This is a genomic window from Halorubrum sp. Atlit-26R, assembly GCF_003666015.1.
Taxonomy (GTDB): Archaea; Halobacteriota; Halobacteria; order Halobacteriales; family Haloferacaceae; genus Halorubrum.
Window position 1 is genome coordinate 1 of record NZ_QPLT01000018.1, and the last position, 18,280, is coordinate 18,280.

General features: G+C 59.5%; 19 protein-coding genes and 2 pseudogenes. 13 read left to right on the plus strand and 8 right to left on the minus strand.

What is annotated here, in order from left to right; all coding sequences use genetic code 11:
- Both DVK07_RS16135 and DVK07_RS16140 read right to left on the minus strand, forming a co-directional pair.
- Positions 1 to 980, minus strand: a pseudogene (locus DVK07_RS16135) (hypothetical protein); the annotation flags it as partial.
- Positions 981 to 1,001: 21 nt separating this feature from the next.
- Positions 1,002 to 1,415 carry a hypothetical protein gene (locus DVK07_RS16140; protein WP_121597990.1) on the minus strand — a complete coding sequence of 138 codons (414 nt, stop codon included), beginning with the start codon at positions 1,413 to 1,415 and terminating at the stop codon, positions 1,002 to 1,004.
- A gap of 220 nt (positions 1,416 to 1,635) precedes the next feature.
- Between DVK07_RS16140 and DVK07_RS16145 the strand changes: the two genes are divergently transcribed.
- A complete protein-coding gene (locus tag DVK07_RS16145) occupies positions 1,636 to 1,902 on the plus strand; it encodes a hypothetical protein (RefSeq protein WP_121597991.1) in 267 nt (88 codons plus the stop codon).
- 280 nt (positions 1,903 to 2,182) lie between these two features.
- Positions 2,183 to 3,712, plus strand: a complete 1,530-nt coding sequence (locus DVK07_RS16150; protein ID WP_121597992.1) for a DASS family sodium-coupled anion symporter — start codon at positions 2,183 to 2,185, stop codon at positions 3,710 to 3,712.
- Between the two features lie 71 nt (positions 3,713 to 3,783).
- Here DVK07_RS16150 and DVK07_RS16155 read toward each other — a convergent pair whose 3' ends face one another.
- From DVK07_RS16155 to DVK07_RS16175, 5 genes and pseudogenes are all read right to left on the minus strand, one after another.
- A complete protein-coding gene (locus DVK07_RS16155) occupies positions 3,784 to 5,043 on the minus strand; it encodes a phage integrase SAM-like domain-containing protein (RefSeq protein ID WP_121597993.1) in 1,260 nt (419 codons plus the stop codon).
- 5 nt (positions 5,044 to 5,048) lie between these two features.
- A complete protein-coding gene (locus DVK07_RS16160) occupies positions 5,049 to 5,498 on the minus strand; it encodes a hypothetical protein (protein ID WP_121597994.1) in 450 nt (149 codons plus the stop codon).
- 3 nt (positions 5,499 to 5,501) lie between these two features.
- A complete protein-coding gene (locus DVK07_RS16165) occupies positions 5,502 to 6,083 on the minus strand; it encodes a hypothetical protein (RefSeq protein WP_121597995.1) in 582 nt (193 codons plus the stop codon).
- A 490-nt stretch (positions 6,084 to 6,573) separates the two neighbouring features.
- Positions 6,574 to 6,849, minus strand: a pseudogene (locus DVK07_RS23705) (transposase); the annotation flags it as partial.
- Between the two features lie 16 nt (positions 6,850 to 6,865).
- Positions 6,866 to 7,261 (minus strand): metalloregulator ArsR/SmtB family transcription factor, encoded by a 396-nt coding sequence (locus tag DVK07_RS16175; RefSeq protein ID WP_094583148.1) that lies wholly within the window; start codon positions 7,259 to 7,261, stop codon positions 6,866 to 6,868.
- Positions 7,262 to 7,443: 182 nt separating this feature from the next.
- Between DVK07_RS16175 and DVK07_RS16180 the strand changes: the two genes are divergently transcribed.
- From DVK07_RS16180 to hcsS, 5 genes are all read left to right on the plus strand, one after another.
- Entirely contained in the window at positions 7,444 to 7,863 is a 420-nt protein-coding gene (locus tag DVK07_RS16180) for a cupin domain-containing protein (protein ID WP_121597996.1), read from the plus strand.
- Between the two features lie 176 nt (positions 7,864 to 8,039).
- The gene (gene arsD, locus DVK07_RS16185; RefSeq protein WP_094519407.1) at positions 8,040 to 8,369 is read left to right on the plus strand and encodes an arsenite efflux transporter metallochaperone ArsD; all 330 of its coding nucleotides are present in this window, start codon (positions 8,040 to 8,042) and stop codon (positions 8,367 to 8,369) included.
- 3 nt (positions 8,370 to 8,372) lie between these two features.
- The gene (gene arsA / locus DVK07_RS16190) at positions 8,373 to 10,313 is read left to right on the plus strand and encodes an arsenical pump-driving ATPase (RefSeq protein WP_121597997.1); all 1,941 of its coding nucleotides are present in this window, start codon (positions 8,373 to 8,375) and stop codon (positions 10,311 to 10,313) included.
- The gene (hcsL, locus tag DVK07_RS16195) at positions 10,310 to 10,726 is read left to right on the plus strand and encodes a halo-CC-star protein HcsL (RefSeq protein ID WP_007344102.1); all 417 of its coding nucleotides are present in this window, start codon (positions 10,310 to 10,312) and stop codon (positions 10,724 to 10,726) included. Before arsA ends, hcsL begins: the two co-directional genes overlap by 4 nt.
- Positions 10,717 to 10,941, plus strand: a complete 225-nt coding sequence (hcsS, locus tag DVK07_RS16200; protein ID WP_121597998.1) for a halo-CC-star protein HcsS — start codon at positions 10,717 to 10,719, stop codon at positions 10,939 to 10,941. Before hcsL ends, hcsS begins: the two co-directional genes overlap by 10 nt.
- Positions 10,942 to 10,985: 44 nt before the next feature.
- Here the strand turns inward: hcsS and DVK07_RS16205 are convergent, their stop codons facing one another.
- Positions 10,986 to 11,408, minus strand: a complete 423-nt coding sequence (locus DVK07_RS16205) for a low molecular weight phosphatase family protein (RefSeq protein ID WP_255410491.1) — start codon at positions 11,406 to 11,408, stop codon at positions 10,986 to 10,988.
- A gap of 345 nt (positions 11,409 to 11,753) precedes the next feature.
- On the opposite strand from DVK07_RS16205, the gene DVK07_RS16210 reads away from it, so the two are divergent.
- From DVK07_RS16210 to DVK07_RS16235, 6 genes are all read left to right on the plus strand, one after another.
- Positions 11,754 to 12,755 (plus strand): glycerophosphodiester phosphodiesterase, encoded by a 1,002-nt coding sequence (locus tag DVK07_RS16210; RefSeq protein ID WP_233565469.1) that lies wholly within the window; start codon positions 11,754 to 11,756, stop codon positions 12,753 to 12,755.
- Positions 12,756 to 13,077: 322 nt separating this feature from the next.
- Entirely contained in the window at positions 13,078 to 14,265 is a 1,188-nt protein-coding gene (locus tag DVK07_RS16215; RefSeq protein WP_121598001.1) for an ABC transporter substrate-binding protein, read from the plus strand.
- A gap of 73 nt (positions 14,266 to 14,338) precedes the next feature.
- On the plus strand, positions 14,339 to 15,223 hold the full coding sequence (locus DVK07_RS16220; protein WP_121598002.1) for a carbohydrate ABC transporter permease: 885 nt from the start codon (positions 14,339 to 14,341) through the stop codon (positions 15,221 to 15,223).
- 1 nt (position 15,224) lies between these two features.
- Complete coding sequence (locus DVK07_RS16225) at positions 15,225 to 16,109, plus strand: carbohydrate ABC transporter permease (RefSeq protein ID WP_007344112.1); 885 nt, start codon at positions 15,225 to 15,227, stop codon at positions 16,107 to 16,109.
- Positions 16,110 to 16,111: 2 nt separating this feature from the next.
- Positions 16,112 to 17,281: an ABC transporter ATP-binding protein gene (locus DVK07_RS16230; protein WP_121598003.1), complete on the plus strand. Its 1,170-nt coding sequence runs from the start codon at positions 16,112 to 16,114 to the stop codon at positions 17,279 to 17,281.
- 234 nt (positions 17,282 to 17,515) lie between these two features.
- Positions 17,516 to 18,199, plus strand: a complete 684-nt coding sequence (locus DVK07_RS16235) for a metallophosphoesterase family protein (RefSeq protein ID WP_121598004.1) — start codon at positions 17,516 to 17,518, stop codon at positions 18,197 to 18,199.
- Positions 18,200 to 18,280: the final 81 nt, after the last annotated feature.

Consider the following 18,280-nt stretch of genomic DNA (forward strand, 5'->3'; position numbering starts at 1 on the left):
CGGCCAGATCGCACGAGTGTATCCCAGCTGGTGTTGCGGGCAGTGTAGAATCGCCAGACACCACGAACTCTCGTGTCACCTTCTTCAGTAAGCGTGTACCCCTGCCAAGGGCGAGACTGGAAGATAGCAACGCCGGAATCACCGTTTGGATACTCAGCGTAATAGGAGGACGCAGAGAGGTCGTAGATCTCAACGTCAATTGAGTCCGAGACGTTTCGCGTCTCCTCTCGATAGACGACATCAACAGTGGTTCCGTTGACCGCGTCGGTCCGGATCGTCTTCTTCAGCCGGACATGGATCTCTGCTTCGAGGGTGAGGGTTGTCCTCCAGTCGTCGTCGATCTGGTAGTCGATAGCTGGCGTGTGCGATCCATCGCTCCTCGCGATGGTTTCCCCGTCGTTTTGTAACCGAACTTCCTCGATCTCGTGGTCCGTGAGCGACCACTGGGTAGTGCTGTTCCCTGAGGAACTCCCGTGTGGGATACGGACGCGGTAATCGACGAACCCACGCATCGTGCCATTCGGGGCGATGTACAGTGGTTTTTCACCGGATTCGAGGTGCCCCCGGGTCGACGGCTGAACCGCGAACACTGTCGCGTGAGCGTCCTCGATGAAGACACCATCTTCGAGGGATGCGTGAGGTGGGTGGACAGACGTATCCAACCCACCGGCTTCGAGATCCGCAAAATCGTTTCGAGTCCACGTCGCAGCAGTCTCGGGCGGGCGCTTGAACGTAATATCTGTCCCGTTCGCAAGCTGGTGGATCGATGTCCGCTCGTCACCGTAGCGTTGGCGGTACTCCTCTTGACTGACGTAATTGTCCGCATCGCGAGACCAGAGCGTCGCTGATTCGTTCTCAGTGAGTCCATTATCTTCCGTACCCGGTCGCGGCGGAGTCGCCGAGACGATACCCGTGACTAGGCTAGTTACGCAGAGCGCTGCGATGAGTACGGTTAGTTTGCGTTGTTGTAGGGGTCTCAAGATGAGAGCGGAGTGAATGGCTTACCAGGGGACGAGGTCAACACACTGCGCCAGTGGAAGGCCCATCATCGATCCCGCGACGGTGTACAGTGGACCGAGGACAACGAGAACCACTGTGGACTTCATTGCCGAACGCTTGTGCTGCTTGAGTCCCTTCTTCTGGTCGGGATTGAGTGTGAACATCTCGATCAGGGAATCAGCTTGCCAAACGACCGCGAGACCAACAATGCCCAGCGCAGTAGTTAGCTGAAAGAAGCCCTCGATCATTCCAGGGAGATTATCAGCGCTACATACAGCACTCTGTGACGTTTCCTGAGCAAGTGCTGGTTCAACTGCGGTGATTGAAAGAGCAGTGATGGTGAAAAAGAGCTTTAGACCCAATCGTGTGGTGCTTTTCGACGTTTTCTGGTTAGATGTGGTGTCTGACTCTGGCATACGTGTCTTTAGTCAGCTGTTCCACCGTCCGACAGATCACGGGCTCGAATCGGATTGTTGGAATCAGCGTTCGGTTCTATCAAAACAGACCCAGTATATGAACTTGAACATTCGAACGTATTCTTAAGCATTTGATTGTCTTCTCTAGCATCTTATAAGATGCGCAAACGACGTATCGAGAGACATATACATCGGTTCACAACAAAAGACACCTATACGCATGTATCGGGAAGTCAGCTGGGCGGTACCTGCCGACCCCTACATTCTCGAAGAACTAGGCGAGTACGCAGGCTGGCACACAGCGAAAAACCTCGAGATCAATACGGATTTTAGTCGCCAGTGGATTTCTCAGCGCTGTCAGGTATTTGTCGATCATGAGCTTGCCGAGCGCCACGAAGAGGAGCCCGCATACAGTATTACTGCGTTCGGCGAGCAAATTCTCAGTGGTGAAGTAGAATATGAAGATCTAAACGAGACTGAGTGTTGATCGGTTCCAAATTGACCGATTGACGTAACCTGCTTTCTTAATTGAAATCCAGGCTATGTTGAAATCCTCAGGCGAGGTCTGCGAGCATCGAAAATATCGGGGTGAATAGAATAGTGGCGGCCTGCTCCAACTCGGATAGCGGAACCGAAGTTTTTGATGTTGGATATTGACCGTTCGGTATGATAGAAGAGTTCAGCCTAACCATCGAAGCCGATGAAACACTGTCTATGACCGTAATAGCCGCGTTTACACCCCTCTCGTAAACTGATCCAGCCTAGCGATGGTCACTCGAAATCGGTTCTCTGATCTCGTCACCCGACAACAGATCGGATTGGTTCTAGGGCCGGCACTGTTCGCTGGTAGTCTCTTGTTTTCACCGTTCGATATTCCCCCGTCCGCAAATGCAGCGCTCGCAAGCACTCTCTGGATCGCCGCCTGGTGGGTGACTGAAGCGATCCCGATTCCCGCGACGAGCCTCCTCCCAATCGTTCTCTTCCCGATAACCGGTGTGGTTAGTGCCACCGGAGCAACGGCACCGTATGCTGACCCAGTTGTCTTCCTTCTCCTGGGTGGATTCCTCCTTGCACTCGGAATCGAACGCTGGGATCTCCACAGACGGATCGCACTCACCGTTGTGAGCCTCGTCGGCGTTCGAGCCGACCGACTCCTACTTGGGTTCATGATAGCGACGGCGTTCCTCTCGATGTGGATCTCGAACTCCGCGACGGCGATGCTAATGGTGCCGATTGGGATTGCAGTTATCGTTTCGGTCGGGGCTGTCGATGAGCACGACCGAAAACCGACAGAGGGAGACGAAGAAAATGACCTCCTCGTCGGAGTTCGCGGAGTGCCGGCTGATCGTCCTACGACTGGTTTCGGGCTCGCATTAATGCTCGGAATTGCGTACAGTGCATCGATCGGTGGTGTGGCGACCCTGATCGGGAGTCCTCCGAACGCCGTCTTCGCAGGCGTGGCAGAATCCCGTCTGGACATACAGATCAGCTTCCTCGACTGGCTCGTGTTCGCAGGGCCGCTCTCGATCGTGTTCCTGTTCGTCACGTGGCTGTTGCTGGTGAAACTCCTCCGACCGGAGATTCCGATCGAACAGGGTGCTGAAGACGTTATTCGAACACAACGTGAAGGACTCGGGGGGATCTCTCGCGGCGAGCGACGAATGTTGGCGGTCTTCACGCTCGTCGCAGCTGGATGGCTCCTCCGGCCATTTGTCCTCCAACCACTGTTCCCAGCGATCACAGACACAGTCGTTGCTATCGTTGGCGGAATACTCCTGTTCGTCATTCCGGTTGACTACGAAGCTCGTGAGTTTCTGCTCGACTGGAGCGATGTGGCCCGTTTGCCATGGGGTGTGCTCTTGCTCCTCGGGGCAGGGTTTTCACTGGCAAACGCATTTCGAGAGAGTGGACTTGACACCGTCATCGCGGAAGGTTTCGCCGGCGTTGCGGGAGTTCCACTGGTCGTGCTCGTTCTTGTGATCGCCATAGTCGTGGTATTCCTCACGGAAGTCACCTCAAATACGGCGACAGCGACGGTTTTTATGCCGATTATGATCAGCCTCGGGATAACCATCGGTGAGTCGCCGCTTATGCTGATGGCGACTGCAGCGCTCGCGGCCTCAATGGCGTTTATGCTTCCGGTAGCGACACCGCCTAACGCGGTTGTTTTCGGCAGTGGCTACGTCACTATTCCTCAGATGTCGCGAATCGGTCTGTGGTTGAACCTACTCGGCATTATCGCAATCATCGTACTCACGTACCTGTGGCTGCCAATTGCCTTCGCAACCGCAGGATAGGGGGAATACCGAATGATGCTAAAGCCACTGTTCACCGTGTCATACCAGGTAGATAGCTCTCTCTGAGTCAGCTACTCGTGGCTTTTGTGTGCCGAACCATCTACCTCTGAGAGCGCTTCTGTGGCAACGTCGCCGAGTTCGCCGGCCTCGATATGTGAGTACCGTTCTCGCACCATCTCTTCCGAATTATCCAAGTATCGAGCCGCGATGGTATACCCAAAGGCTCGAACGAGAACTTCTCCCATCCCACGACGACCACCGTGCGGAGCGAGATAGTCATGTTTCGGATGGTCGATATCGATCTCTTCGGCCTTCGAGAGACGTTGGAGAGTCGATCGTGCCCCGTCCGTCGTGATCGACGGCGGGCGGATGTCCTTATCGAGTGCCAGTAGGAGGTCGCGAGCGTACTCATCACGCCGCTCAGTAATTGCCTCTGGGCGTTCCCCTCGGTCTTCGAGTTCATCCTGGACGAGCTCCCCAAGTGTTCGTTGGTCGAACGTCGGAAAGACCGGCCAGCGCTCCGTTGGCGGGTCCACCAGCTGGCGGTAGCCCCGCAGTGGTGAGATCACTGGGTCGGGGAGACTCGCGGCGTCCCACTGCTGTTTCTTCCGGTAGACGTCCATACTCCCGTCGTCAAGCGAGAGGTCCTCCCAGCGGACGCCGCGCCGGCGCGGGTCGTTCGGGTCCCGGAGGAGTTCGCCGACGCGGACGGCGGTGTACGCGAGAACGAACACCAGTGCCCGGTCACGCGCCGCCTTCAGCGCCGCGTAGCGTGCTCGCTGCTTGTCGAGAGGGGCAGTATCCTCCGGGAGTGTCGTGTACGCCTCGACAGCGTCGCGGGCCCGTTCGTCGACGTGGCGGGTGAGGGCGTGGCGCTGTTCGGACGTCCAGGCCTGCTGGTCACCGGGCTTGCGGCCGTCGTCCTCCGGCAGCGGCGCCATCGCACTCGCCCGCTGCGCGTAATGCGCCTCGAGATAGCCCTCGTTGACACACCAGCCACACCACGCAGAGATATAGCGATAATAGGTTTGAACGGTGTTCTGTTTGAGGCCACGATCACCAGCGAGGTGCCGGGCGTATTCGCGGAAGACGCGTTCGTCGAGATCCTCGAAGGTGAGGTCGCGGTCGACGTTGTCGGGGACGACCCCGGTCCAAGCGTCGTTACCCCGATCGGCGGCGGCCCACTCGGCGAACCGCTCGAGTTCGCGAGCGGCGTTCCGTCGATAATTCCCACCGTCCCCACCGCGGCCTTTCCCCTTGTCCTGGAGGTAGCGCTCGAAGGAACCCGCAAGTGTCTGATCGGAACGGTTTCGAGGTGTACCCGAAGTCATGATTCTTAGTTCGCGTACTGGTAGGTCGGACGGACGTCCTCGAGAAGTTCTTCGATGATTTCCCAAAGGATCAGGGAGGGTGTCTCGTGCTTGAATCTAATTCCCCAGCGGTCCTCCGTATTGGCGGTTGAGTATTGAAAATGCGCCTGTCCCAGATCGGGATGGTCCTCGTCTTGGTGCCAGCCGGCGTGAAAGCCCGTGTTCGGATCCGTGTAGTTGATACGGAACCAATCGTCTGGATCCTGTCGATACCACTTGATGGTGAGTTCCGGTGAATCCGGGCCTGTCGGAGGGTCAAGACGGGCTGGATCGAAAATCGCTCGCAGCTGCTTGGCTTCAATATCATCAGGAACGGACTCAACCGCCGTGACCTGTGGCACACGATCGAGGACATCCCGCTTTAGCTGCGCATAGAGGTTCGCGTTCGGATCACCACCTGGATGCGGGACAGACATCCGTTAGCTGTTAGCCTCGGCAGGTCCTGTCGTCGGAGCGAGGAAGTCCCATTCGCGGATGGCAAAGCCAACGATCTGAATACGCCGCTGAAGGTGCTCCCACTCACGGGCAATCTCACGGCGACGGTCTTCCTCGTCAGCGTCAAGGGACTCGTCAGCGAGCGTTCCGCGAAGTTGGTTCGGAGACTCAACGCCGAATTCGTCCTCCCAGTCGCGGATCTGCGTCTTCATATCGGCGAGTCGGTCCGTGAGTTCCTCGACAGTGTGCCCGCTGTCCCGAAGGCGCATCGCCTCCTGCATCGCCTGACGGCGATAATCAGGGTAGTACGTCGTGTGGGTGCCGCTCTCGTCACGATGGAGAATACCGTCGTCGACGAGCCGTTCGAGGACGCGCTTGGTTGGTTCGTGTGACCAGTCCGCTTCAGAGGCGATCCAGTTGGCCGTCCGCGGCTCTGACAGCTGCCGGGCGGTCATCCGAACCCGGTCTTCACCCGTGGTCTGGTGTTCCATTAGACTCTCGGAGTTCGATCCGTCTTCGGTCATACAACATCGTTCGAGCTTCATCTTAATATAAATTGAGGCCATTCGTTCTATATTGAAATCTTTTCTTTGGTATCGTCTCGAGCTCAGCTGAGGAAACTCATCGAAATCCCGAACCTCTGTCTTGGCGACTCTACCCCGAGGGAAGCGTCTTTCTGAGCCGATTGCAGATTCGTGCTTCACCGACGGCGTCGGGGTACGTCAAAGTGGTCGTGATTATTCGTGTAATCACGTTCAGACGCGTATTTGCCTGAAGTGCCGAATTCCAGTAGTAGCAGCGTTAATAGCCAAGAAACCGGACTTATAAATTATATATCGCTATACCAAAACTGAGCCGTGGAGTTGCCACAGTTTCGGAGGATAGACCAGTTTTAAGTCGAATTAGCATCAAGTCGTGGTAATTCTCAGCGGTCGGAGATAGATTTTGAATTCTTACTCTCGAACTACCGGACGAGCGTAGGAAATTGCGCGGATTTTGGCGCTGCTGAATACGGTTGTCACTCTTGAGGGGCGGACCCAACTAGATCTCAGCGGGTTAGTCGTGCGGGATCAACGCCGAGGCAACGAGTTCAACACACTCGCCTACACTAATCACAGGTGACTAGCCCATCTCGCCGTCGATGTCCGCTTTCAGCAGGAAGTCGGTGAGCCGCCAGATATTGTACAAGAGGACCGCGAATACGAAGTAGAATAGGCGAACGCGGTAGTCTTTCGAGGAGGTCTTCGCGAGAAAATCACCTTTGTTCGATTTGTACTCACTCTCGATCTGCCACCGGCGACTGTAGCGCTGACAGAACGTCTCAGCTTCCTCTGAGCCGGGACCCTTCTTACAGCGACCTCGACCCGTCGAGCGCGACGAGGACGGCGTTCGCGCGCGGCGTGGCGCGATACATCCGCCACTTCCCTTCCTTCCGGCGCGTGACGAGGCCGGCGTCAGTGAGCTGCGAGAGGGCGTGGCTGATCGCGCTGTCGCTCACGTCTAAGAGTGGCGAGAGTTCGCAGACGCACAGCTCCTCGTCGTCAGCAGCGTGGAGCATCCGGACGATCTTGTATCGCGTCTCGTTGCCGAGCGCCGACAGCAGCTCAATATCGGTCGCCAGGTCGGATCCACCGACGCTCTCGTTCAGTTCTTCTAGCTCCGCTAACCGGTCGGCGAGGTCTTCATCGGTACAGGAGCCACATTCGTCGGCGACGTACCGCTGTAAACGCTCGGTAGATGACATACAAACAATTGAACCAAGCCGGGATTAAACGTTGCGGAGCGCCGTCTCAACTGATAGCTGGACAGCGAAAACAATATAGTAATCTCTCAAATATAGTCTCGTATGAAAAAGACGAGACTTGTGGTGGATGTCTGGCGGTCGACAACGACCATCTCGGCAGGCTCGAGCAACGATACGGCCGAATGCGCCGCTACAGGGTGTTCGCCGTGACCGGTTCCTACAAACGGGTCAATTACACCGACATCGAGACCACCTCGGGCGCGATGCGGCCGCTTACCGACTCGCTCGATAGCGAGCAGGTCGGCGTGTCAATCGCGCGCTGTGAACCCGGATGGCGGAATAAGTCGCACGACCACGCCGCGGAGGATCACGAGGAAATATACGTCCTCTTAGAGGGTGAAGCTACCATCGTTATCGACGATGAATCCGTCGAACTCGAAGCCGGCGACGCGGTTTGGATTCCGCCGACTGCGACGCGGCAGATCCAGAACGGTGATGTCGAAAGTGCGCTCGTCCTCGTGAGTGCCCCGGCGTCGAAGTGTCGAACCACGACGTGTGTCGACGACCCAGGATCGTGGGCCACTAACGGATTTATCGGGTGATCGGGGGGTCTCGGCCGTTCAAGATGAAATGACTATGCGACCGATGTGGAGATATCCGACCGAAGAGCTTATAATTGTATGAGAGTTTGTTCAAATGAATTGGCCACAGAGAGGACAAACAAACGTGTCCTGCTGTGAACGATACATCAGACGTACGACCGCGATCCGACTCAATCATGACCGAACTCACCCTGTACGAAGAAGCGATGTGTTGCTCCACCGGCGTCTGCGGTCCCGACCCCGACGACGAACTCGTCGAGGTCAGCGCGGCGCTTGACCAGCTCGAAGACGCGTTCGACGAGCTCGAAGTCAACCGGGCGAACATGCAGCACAACATCGATCAGTTCCTCGAAACGCAGCGGATCTACGACCGCGTTCAGGAGGACGGACCGTCGATCCTCCCGATCACGGTCGTCGACGACGAGATCGTCGCCGAGGGCGAGTACCTCTCATACGACGAACTGACCGCGGCCATCGACGGCAACGCCGCGCCACAGGAGGCCTAATAAATGGCACAATCACAGTCGACAGCGACGAGCGCGCGTGAGGTCGTCGAACCAAGTAGCGACGACACCGAGTTCGTTTTCTTCAGCGGGAAGGGCGGCGTCGGCAAGAGCACGGTGAGCTGTGCGACCGCGACGTGGCTCGCCGACAACGACTACGAGACGCTGCTGGTGACCACCGACCCTGCCCCGAATCTCTCGGACATCTTCGGGCAGTCGATCGGCCACGAGGTCACCGCGATCGACGGGATCGAGAACCTCTCGGCGATCGAGATCGACCCGGACACCGCCGCCGAGGAGTACCGTCAGGAGACGATCGAGCCGATGCGCGAACTGCTCGGTGAAGAGGAGATCCAGACGGTCGAAGAGCAACTCAACAGCCCCTGCGTCGAGGAGATCGCCGCCTTCGACAACTTCGTCGACTTCATGGACAGCCCGGAGTACGACGTCGTCGTCTTCGACACCGCACCGACGGGCCACACCATCCGGCTGATGGAGCTCCCCTCCGACTGGAACGCCGAACTCGAGAAGGGCGGCTCGACCTGTATCGGGCCGGCGGCCTCGATGGAGGACAAAAAACAGGATTACGAGCGCGCGATCGACACACTCCAAGACGACGAGCGCACCTCGTTCGCGTTCGTCGGCAAGCCAGAGGACTCCTCGATCGACGAGATCGAACGCAGCGCGAGCGACCTCGGCGACCTCGGGATCGAGTCGCAGCTGTTGATCCTCAACGGCTACCTCCCAGAGTCGGTGTGCGAGGACCCCTTCTTCGAGGGGAAACGCGCGGACGAGCAGGCCGTTATCGAGCGCGCCCGAGAGGAGTTCGACGCGGACGCGACGGCGACGTACCCGCTCCAGCCCGGCGAGATAGCCGGGCTCGACCTGCTCGCTGACGTGGGCGGTGTCCTCTACGACGGCACGGAGGCGACCGTCGACGTCGGGACCGCGACCGACGTGGACGCTGACGGTGCGGTCGAGTTCGATTCGATGGCGGACGCCGACGCGGTTGTCGACCAGCTCACGCCGGGCGAGGAGACGCAGTACCTCTTTTTCACCGGGAAGGGCGGCGTCGGCAAGAGCACGGTCGCCTCGACGGCAGCGACGAAACTCGCTGAGGCGGGCCACGAAACGCTTGTCGTCACGACCGATCCGGCCGCGCACTTAGAGGACATCTTCGGTGAGCCCGTGGGCCACGAACCCACCTCGGTCGGCCAGGAGAACCTCGACGCGGCGCGAATCGACCAAGAAAAAGCGCTTGCGGAGTACCGCGAGCAAGTCCTCGACCACGTCACCGAGATGTACAATAACAAAGAGGACACGCAGATCGACGTCGACGCCGCGATCGCGAACGTCGAAGAGGAACTGGAATCGCCCTGTGCCGAGGAGATGGCCGCGCTCGAAAAGTTCGTGAGCTACTTCGACGAGGACGGCTACGACGTGGTCGTCTTCGACACGGCGCCGACAGGCCACACCCTTCGCTTGCTCGAACTCCCCTCCGACTGGAAGGGGTTCATGGACCTCGGCTCGCTGACGAAGGGCGCCGCGCCCGCCAAAGGCGACCAATACGACGAGGTCATCGAGACGATGAAAGACCCCGAACGGAGCACGTTCGCGTTCGTGATGTACCCCGAGTACACGCCTATGATGGAAGCCTACCGGGCCGCCGCCGACCTCAAAGATCAGGTCGGCATCGAGACCTCGCTGGTCGTCGCCAACTACCTCCTCCCTGAGGAGTACGGCGACAACGCCTTCTTCGCGAATCGGCGCGCTCAGCAGGCGCAGTATCTCGACGAGATCCGTGACCGGTTCGACGCGCCGTTGATGTTGGCGCCGCTCCGGCAGGACGAACCGATCGGGCTCGACGAACTCAGCGCCTTCGGTGAGGAGATTACCGGACTCGCAGACGTTATCGAAGCGGACGCACCGGAGGTGACGCCCTCGTGAGCGACGCACAGGACGTGGAAGGTGCGGCCGAGGACAGCGTGGGCGTACCCGATGAGGAAGACGTAGAAGCCAACGTCGAGGCGGCCCTCCGCGAGTTCCTCGACACGCTCAGCGAGTCTGAGACGTATCAACAGTTCGTCGCGGCCGACGAGGCGTTACAGGGCGATGACGACGCAATGGCGCTGCTCCGCGAGTACCAGCAGAAGCAACAGCAGATGCAACGCGGCGGTTTCGACGAGTCGGTGATGGCCGAGCTGAAGCAGCTCCAGACCGAAATGTCGAACAACGAGACGATCCAGCGTCAGCAGGCCGCACAGGCCGATTTGATAGAACTGCTTCAGCGAACGAACGACGCCGTTAGCGACGAAATCGGCGAGGAGTTCGCGCGGTCCACCGGAGGTGGGTGCTGTTGAGCGCTTCCGGTCACGACGCCAGCGAATCCGAAGTGACGGACGAAGAGGTCGTCGCGGCCGCCGAGGCGCTCGGCGAAGAGCTCGCGACGGCGAAAGAGTCCTCCTCGGAGTTCGCGTTCACCACGGTGGTAATACAGTGTAACGAGGCGATCGGCGACGAGACCGGAATCGACTACGCGAGCGTCTGCGGCGCCGACGACGATAGCTGCTGTTAGGGGATGTCGACAGGGGTCGTTTCGGCTGACGACCCTGCCAATCGTCACTCCACGGACGGCGTCTGCGACAGGAGTTCGTCGAACAGCGAGACGACACGTTCTTCGATCTCGTCACGGATCTCACGAACCTGCTCGATCGGGCGCTCGTGGGGATCATCGAGCCCCCAATCGCGATTCTCGCCGTTCCACGTCGCCGGGCACACGTCCGATGCCGAACACCCCATCGTGACGACGACATCGACCGCCTGTAGCTCGTCTGGCGTCACCTCTCGCGGCGTTCGGTCGCTGAGATCGATGTTTCGCTCTCTCATTGCTTCGACGACGATCTCGTGGACGTGGTCTGCGGGCTGTGTGCCACCGGTAACGATCGTAATTTGATCCCCCACATCGCGACGGTCGCGCTCGCGCTCAGCGAACGCCGCCGCCATTTGGCTCCGTCCTGCGTTTTGGACGCACACGAACGCGATCTGGTGGTCCGTCCGCTCATCGGATTCAGTCACACCCCCACAAGCGAGTGGGATCGGTATAGCTGTTACTTCAGGCACAGCGGCTCTTGATAGGCAATCTGAGAAGTACTCTCAGACCCGTGTTGAGCTATTGAGACGGATATACATCACATATAAGTTCTCAAGTCGACGGGACGCTCGCTCGCCGATTACGTATCGGTCAATACCACTCATAGCAGCCGTTAATTACCACGATCTCGTCGTCAGCCTATGGATTGCTTTGATCGGTTAGCGTGTCCAGCGTGTGGGGTCTCGTCTGGGTCTCGCTGCGAGGAGATTGAAGAAGGCGTCGCCGCCGGGGCCGACGTGAGGAGCGTCGACGGGGACGCCTGCCCGGATGCCAGCTCCCACCCTCGTCGAGCAGTATTAGTCGGGACCGCGGGCGCCGCGGGGATCGGCGGCCTCGCCGTCGCGCGTGGCGCACGTCGACTGACCGACGGCGGGACCAATGAGGACACCCAAACTGTGACCGACGACCCACCTCCCTCGCCAACGGACAACCCGACGCTCGTCGCGCATCGGGGTTTCGCGGGGGAAAACCCCGAAAACACGCTTACAGCCGCGCGGGCGGCAGCGCGTGAGGACGGCCCCGGCGGCCGCGCCGATTTCGTCGAGTTCGATGTCGTCGCCACCAGTGAGGGCGATGTCGTGGTGTTCCACGACGACGAGCTCGCGGGTCGCGACGGGGACGAGCCGGGGGTTACGGACGTCGACGGCGTCGTGTGGGAGACGGATACGGAGACGGTCACGAGCGCAGAGGTGCTCGGAAGCGGAGAGACAGTGCCCCGGCTCAATGAGATGCTCGCTGCGATCCCGACGGATGTCGGCGTCAACGTCGAGTTGAAGAACCCCGGCAGCGGGTCGCTCCGGTTCGGGGAGAAGCTCTCTGAGAGGGATCTCGAAGCGCGGAAATCGATCTGGGGCCCATTCGTCGACCGAGTTCTCGCAGCATTGGATGCGACCGATCACGAGGTCCTCCTCTCGTCATTCTACGAAGCGGCGGTCGCGGTCGCAGCCGAGCGGTCGACGTACCCGGTCGCGCCGATCCTGTGGGACTCGGTTGAGGACGGGATCTCCATCGCCGAGCGGTACGACGCCGCGGCGGTTCACCCGCCTGCGGAGATGGTCCGACGGACTCCCTTCTTCGACGACTCGCGGTTCGGCGGCACCGACATCGTCGAAGCCGCTCGGACGGACGGACGCGCTGTCAACGTTTGGACGGTCGAGACGTGGTATCAGGCGGAACGCCTCGTCGAGGCCGGCGTCGACGGGCTCATCGCCGACTACTCGACGCTGCTGTCGGAGTGAGCGTCGGCCGCCGAACCGTCGGGTATGTTCTGGAGCGATACGCGGAGGTATGTATTCCTATTGACTAGTGTATGTTAACATGGATTGAACCGTGCCGCTCGGGAGAACTATTATCAACAGTTATGAACTTCGTTCGGAATGATTGACGTGTATGGCTCCAACTCGCGGGAGTTCAAATGGTATCTCACGGCGGAACACCCTCACGACCACTGGCGCCGCGCTCGCCGCAGCGACAGGCCTTGCCGGTTGTCTCGGAGGCAGCAGCGGCAGCGGCGGAGCGGAGTTCTCTCCGATCGCCGAGGAACTCACCGTCTGGCACGCTATGGGCGGGACGAACGGGGAGACGCTCGACCAAATCGGATCTGACTTCGAAGACGAGACAGGGAAACCGGTTAACATGGAGTTCCAGGACAGCTACGAGAACGTCCTGACGAACACATTGTCTGCGTTCGACTCAGGGAATGTCTCGGACATGCTTCAAGTCGACAGTCTGTTCGCACAACAGGTGCTGGACACGGACCAAGTCCGTCCCGTCGAGGAGATCCTCCCCGACGACTTCGATTCGGGCGTTTTCCTCGACAACGTCGCTGAGTTCTTCACCGTTGACGGTGAGCTCGCCTCACTCCCGTTCAACAACTCCAACGCTATCATGTACATCAATCGGGATGCTTTCGAGGAGGCGGGGCTCGACCCCGACGACCCGCCGCAGACGCTGGCCGAGGTCAGGAGCGCATCGGAGCAGCTCGTCGATCAAGACGTGACGCAGTTCGGGATCACCTGGCCGAACCACGTGTGGTTCGTTGAGACGTGGTACGGGTTCGAAGGCGAGCTGATGACGGACGCCGAGAACGGCCACGCCGGCGAGCCCTCCGAGTTCCGAACGCCGGACGCGGCCTACGACATGTTCGAGTGGTGGAGGGGGATGGCCGAAGACGACCTCTACACGAATCCGGGAATTGAGGCGTGGGGCGAGGCCACGTCGCTCTTCACCGAACAGGAGTCGGCGATGCTGCTGACAAGCACCGCGTCAGTCGCCGGACTCATTGCAGACTCAGACGGTTTCGAGGTCGGCGCCGCCCCGTATCCGAGCATCAGCGACACGCGCGTCGGCCCCGTGATCGGTGGTGCCTCGTTTTACGTACCTGACGGCCTCCCCGAGTCGCGGTACGAGGACATCGGCCAGCTCTTAGAGTACATGTCCGAACCGGAGGTCCAGACGCAGTGGCACAAGGGGTCGGGGTACTACCCGATCACGCAGCCGTCGGTCGACTCGCTTCGTGAGGAGGGCTGGTTCGAAGAGAACCCGATGTACGGCGTCGCCCTCGATCAGCTCCAGAGCGGGGATGCGAGCGACCCGGCAACGAAGCGCGCGCTCCTCGGCCCGGCGCGGAACGTTCAGACGGTGATCCAGGACAAGTCCGTCGATATCCTGAACGCCGACGACATGGACGCCGAGATTGAAGCGCTCAAAACGGAGGTCGAAGACGTGCTGGACGGCTACTACAACTGACGAGGCCGACGCACGCCAGCTCTAAACAATTCGAACCCACCCCATCCAACCCACACAACGTTATCTCACACGAATGTCCACACGCGAAATATTCGACAGTCGGATCGAGTCGGGGTTGCTGTTGCTGCCGACGCTCCTCGTCACGGTGGTGTTCCTCTATTACCCGACGGCGCTGGCGTTTCGGACCAGCTTCTTCGACTCAAGCTTCGGACGGGCCGAGGTGTTCGTCGGGCTCGAGAACTACGTCGAGCTGTTGACCAGTTCAGGGTACCATCAGAGCATTATCATCTCGGTCGTCTTCGCGGCCGTCGTCGTCGGCGGCGTTGTCGTCGTGTCGCTGTACCTGACCTTCCTCATCCACGAGGTCGACACGGGTCAGGGGCTCTACCTGATCTCCGTGATCTGGCCGTACGCGCTTCCGCCGGCGGTCGGCGCGCTCGTGTTCCTCTTTATTACTCACCCGACACTCGGCGTGCTGACGGGGCCCATCGAGTCGCTCGGCGTCGAAGTCGACTGGTTCAACAACGGGTCGCAGGCGTTCGTCGTCGTGGCGTTGGCGGCCATCTGGAAACAGATCGGATACAATGTGATCTTCATGATCGCCGCGATGAACAACGTGCCGGACACGCTCACGGAGACCGCCGAACTGGACGGAGTCGGCGGGCTGCGCCGGCTCGTGTCTGTGTACATCCCGATCATGACGCCGACGATATTCTTCCTCGTCATCATCAACACGATCTACGCCTTCTTCGGCACGTTCGCGTTCGTCGACCTCCTCACGAGCGGCGGGCCGTCGAACGCGACTAACATCCTGATATTCAACCTGTACCAGGAAGGATTTTCCTTTTTCAACTTCGGCATCGCCTCCGCGAAGTCGGTCGTGTTATTCGTCATTGTTGGCGTGCTGATGTTCGTCCAGTTCCAGATTACGGACAAATACTCATATTACGGTGGCTAAGATGGTCGGAGTACTCCAATACGCGAAACGGCGGGTCGACGCGCTGAGAGGCAACTACGAGACGCAGCGGATCCACGAAGACGATCTCGGGACCCACTTCCAGCTCCTGCTCCTCGTCGTGGCGGTGGTGTTCCCGATCGCCGTCGCGCTGGCCGTCAGCACGAAACAGTCCGGGGTCGTCACCAGCGTCGTCGACCTCCTCCCCGGGGGTTACGCCGTTGAGAACTACCGCGAAGTGCTCGTGGACTATCAGTTCGGCCGCTTCATGTGGAACTCGTTGGCGATGTCGGTCGTGATCGTCGTCGGGAAGCTCATCATCTCGGTGTTCGCAGCGATGGCGATCGTCTACTACCGGGTCCCGTACAAGGACCTCGTGTTCCTGTTTATTTTGTTCACACTGCTTCTGCCAGTTCCCGTCCGGTTCATCCCACTGTTCCAGCTGATGAACGACCTCGGGTGGAGCAACACGATCCTCGCAATCACGGTCCCATACCTCGCGAGCGCGACGACGGTGTTCATCCTCCGCCAGCACTTCCTGTCGATCCCGACGTCCATCGTCGAGACGGCGAAGCTGGACGGCGTCGGCCCGCTGAAGTTCATGCTGTTCGTGCTGCTTCCGATGTCGAAGGGGGTCCTCGTCGGTGTCTCGATCATCATGTTCGTCTACGCGTGGAACCAGTATCTCTGGCCGCTGATCATCATCGACTCCGAGGCAAATCAGGTCGCGCAGGTCGGCCTCCAGCTGTTACAGGGCGACGTACAGGGCGGACAGCTCTCGTGGTCGCTCGTGATGGCCGGCTCCACGCTGACGCTTTTACCCCCGCTGCTCCTGATGATCGTGTTCCGAAAGCCGCTGTTAGAGACATTCAGTATCCAACAGAAGTGACAATGACAACCGTAACACTACACAACCTCCGGAAGGAGTTCGACGACGTCGTCGCAGTCAACGGGATCGACCTCGAGATCATCGACGGGGAGTTCCTCGTCATCGTTGGCCCGAGCGGCTGCGGCAAGAGCACGACGCTCCGGCTGCTCGCCGGCCTCGAAGACGCAACCGACGGCGAGATCGTCATGGACGGTCGAGACGTCACCGCCGTCGAACCGAAGGACCGGAACGTCGCGATGGTGTTCCAAAACTACGCGCTGTACCCGCACATGACCGGGCGGCGAAACATCACCTTCGGAATGAAATCGAGCGGCGACTTCACTGACGAGGAGATCGACCGGCGCGTCGAGGAGGCCGCGGAGACGCTCGATATCGCCGACCTGCTCGACCGGAAGCCGCAGGCGATGTCTGGCGGGGAGCGCCAGCGAGTGGCCCTCGGGCGGGCCATCGTTCGCGATCCCGACGCGTTCCTGATGGACGAGCCGCTCTCGAACCTCGACGCGAAGCTCCGCATCCAGATGCGCGCAGAACTCGCACAGCTACATACCTCGCTCGGGACGACGACCGTGTACGTGACCCACGACCAGACGGAGGCGATGACGCTCGGCGAGCGTGTCGTCGTGATGAACGACGGGCGTATCATGCAGGTCGACGAGCCTCAGACGCTGTACGACTTCCCAGCAAACCGGTTCGTCGCGGAGTTTATTGGCGACCCGGCGATGAACATGATCCCCGTTGACATCGAGAACGGGACCGCCGTCCACGACGCGTTTACGATCCAGCTTCCGAACGCCGACGGGGGTGTTCGGAACGGCGTGAAGGAGGGCGGTGACGCGTCAATTCGCGACGGACAGCGGGCCGTGCTCGGCGTGCGTCCGGAGGACTTGTACATGGCGACTGACCGGCCCGACACGGGCGACGAGACGCTCAACGCGACCGTGAACGTGACCGAGCCGCTCGGCGACAGCCTGCTGTTACACTGCTCGATCGGGGAGACGCCCTGTAAGATCCAGGCGAAGGCACGGTCCGAGATCCGCCCCGACGACACGGTTTCGATCGCGTACGACCCAGCTCGGCTACACCTGTTCGATCCAGAGTCCGGTGACGCGCTCTATCACTCCGAGTCGTACGCTTCGAGCGAGAGCGCGGCCGCAGCGGCGGATCACGGATGACAGTCTCGGTAGACGACCCGTCACGGTAGGCGACCTCAAGCTCCTACCTCGATGTTAGAACCGCAGAATAAACGCAATAGAACATTCGAGAAAGGGTCAGTCAACCCGAACGCTTCGCCACCGCGAACTACATAGTGGTATAGTCTACTAATACAAACTGATTAATTCGGGAGGATAATATCGTCATTTGAGTCCGATCCTCAGGAGAACTGCTTCGGCTCTGGACCAACCCACATGAACACGAAACCTCAGTTCGGTAACGGCGTTGAAGCACAACATGAACGGTTCGAAACCGACAGTCACGGTGATATCTACATTGTCGGAGACGTCCACGGGAGCCGAATAATTCTCGAACGGCTCCTCATAAAACTCGACTTAGAGGACGATGATCTTGTCGTCTTTGTCGGTGACCTCGTGCGAAAAGGGCCGGACAGTCCGGGTGTTATTGATCTTGTCCGTGAGGATCCGCGTCTCGTCAGCGTACGCGGGAACAACGAGCAGAAAGTCGTACGCGGTGACAAACACCCGGACTGGCTCCGCGAGGGCGACCGCGAGTACTTCGAATCACTTCCGGTCGCGATTTCCTTCAACGACGCTCTTGTCGTTCACGGTGGTATTGATCCCCAACAATCGCTTTCAGATCATACCGTTGAGGAGCTGTTGACGATGCGTTCCCCGCACGGCGACGGGTATGACGGACCGTTCTGGTATGACGACTACGACGGACCCTACCGCGTCTTCTTTGGCCATACCGTTCATGACCAGCCGGTTGAGCGAGAACACGCCGTCGGCCTCGATACCGGCTGCGTCTACGGTGGAACGCTCACCGCGTACGACTACCGGAACGACGAATTCCTTACCGTAGAGGCGAAGACCCATCAAGAACGCGCCAACTCGAAAATTGTCGATCCGGCCTGAGTGACTCCATTCAGGCCTCCCTCTCAATACTCGGAAAGCTGTTCGCGGTGAATAATCGACACCGTGCCAAACGCCACTCTG

Excerpts from the sequence above, each read along its gene's own strand:
- DVK07_RS16220 (WP_121598002.1), top strand. The coding sequence starts at position 14,339 with ATGTCCACACGCGAAATATTCGACAGTCGGATCGAGTCGGGGTTGCTG.
- arsD (WP_094519407.1), top strand. The coding sequence starts at position 8,040 with ATGACCGAACTCACCCTGTACGAAGAAGCGATGTGTTGCTCCACCGGC.
- DVK07_RS16160 (WP_121597994.1), bottom strand. The coding sequence starts at position 5,498 with ATGTCTGTCCCGCATCCAGGTGGTGATCCGAACGCGAACCTCTATGCG.
- arsA (WP_121597997.1), top strand. The coding sequence starts at position 8,373 with ATGGCACAATCACAGTCGACAGCGACGAGCGCGCGTGAGGTCGTCGAA.
- DVK07_RS16235 (WP_121598004.1), top strand. The coding sequence starts at position 17,516 with ATGAACACGAAACCTCAGTTCGGTAACGGCGTTGAAGCACAACATGAA.
- DVK07_RS16165 (WP_121597995.1), bottom strand. The coding sequence starts at position 6,083 with ATGGCCTCAATTTATATTAAGATGAAGCTCGAACGATGTTGTATGACC.
- DVK07_RS16180 (WP_121597996.1), top strand. The coding sequence starts at position 7,444 with ATGCGCCGCTACAGGGTGTTCGCCGTGACCGGTTCCTACAAACGGGTC.
- DVK07_RS16145 (WP_121597991.1), top strand. The coding sequence starts at position 1,636 with ATGTATCGGGAAGTCAGCTGGGCGGTACCTGCCGACCCCTACATTCTC.
- DVK07_RS16140 (WP_121597990.1), bottom strand. The coding sequence starts at position 1,415 with ATGCCAGAGTCAGACACCACATCTAACCAGAAAACGTCGAAAAGCACC.
- DVK07_RS16155 (WP_121597993.1), bottom strand. The coding sequence starts at position 5,043 with ATGACTTCGGGTACACCTCGAAACCGTTCCGATCAGACACTTGCGGGT.
- DVK07_RS16225 (WP_007344112.1), top strand. The coding sequence starts at position 15,225 with ATGGTCGGAGTACTCCAATACGCGAAACGGCGGGTCGACGCGCTGAGA.
- DVK07_RS16230 (WP_121598003.1), top strand. The coding sequence starts at position 16,112 with ATGACAACCGTAACACTACACAACCTCCGGAAGGAGTTCGACGACGTC.
- DVK07_RS16150 (WP_121597992.1), top strand. The coding sequence starts at position 2,183 with ATGGTCACTCGAAATCGGTTCTCTGATCTCGTCACCCGACAACAGATC.
- DVK07_RS16175 (WP_094583148.1), bottom strand. The coding sequence starts at position 7,261 with ATGTCATCTACCGAGCGTTTACAGCGGTACGTCGCCGACGAATGTGGC.
- DVK07_RS16215 (WP_121598001.1), top strand. The coding sequence starts at position 13,078 with ATGGGCGGGACGAACGGGGAGACGCTCGACCAAATCGGATCTGACTTC.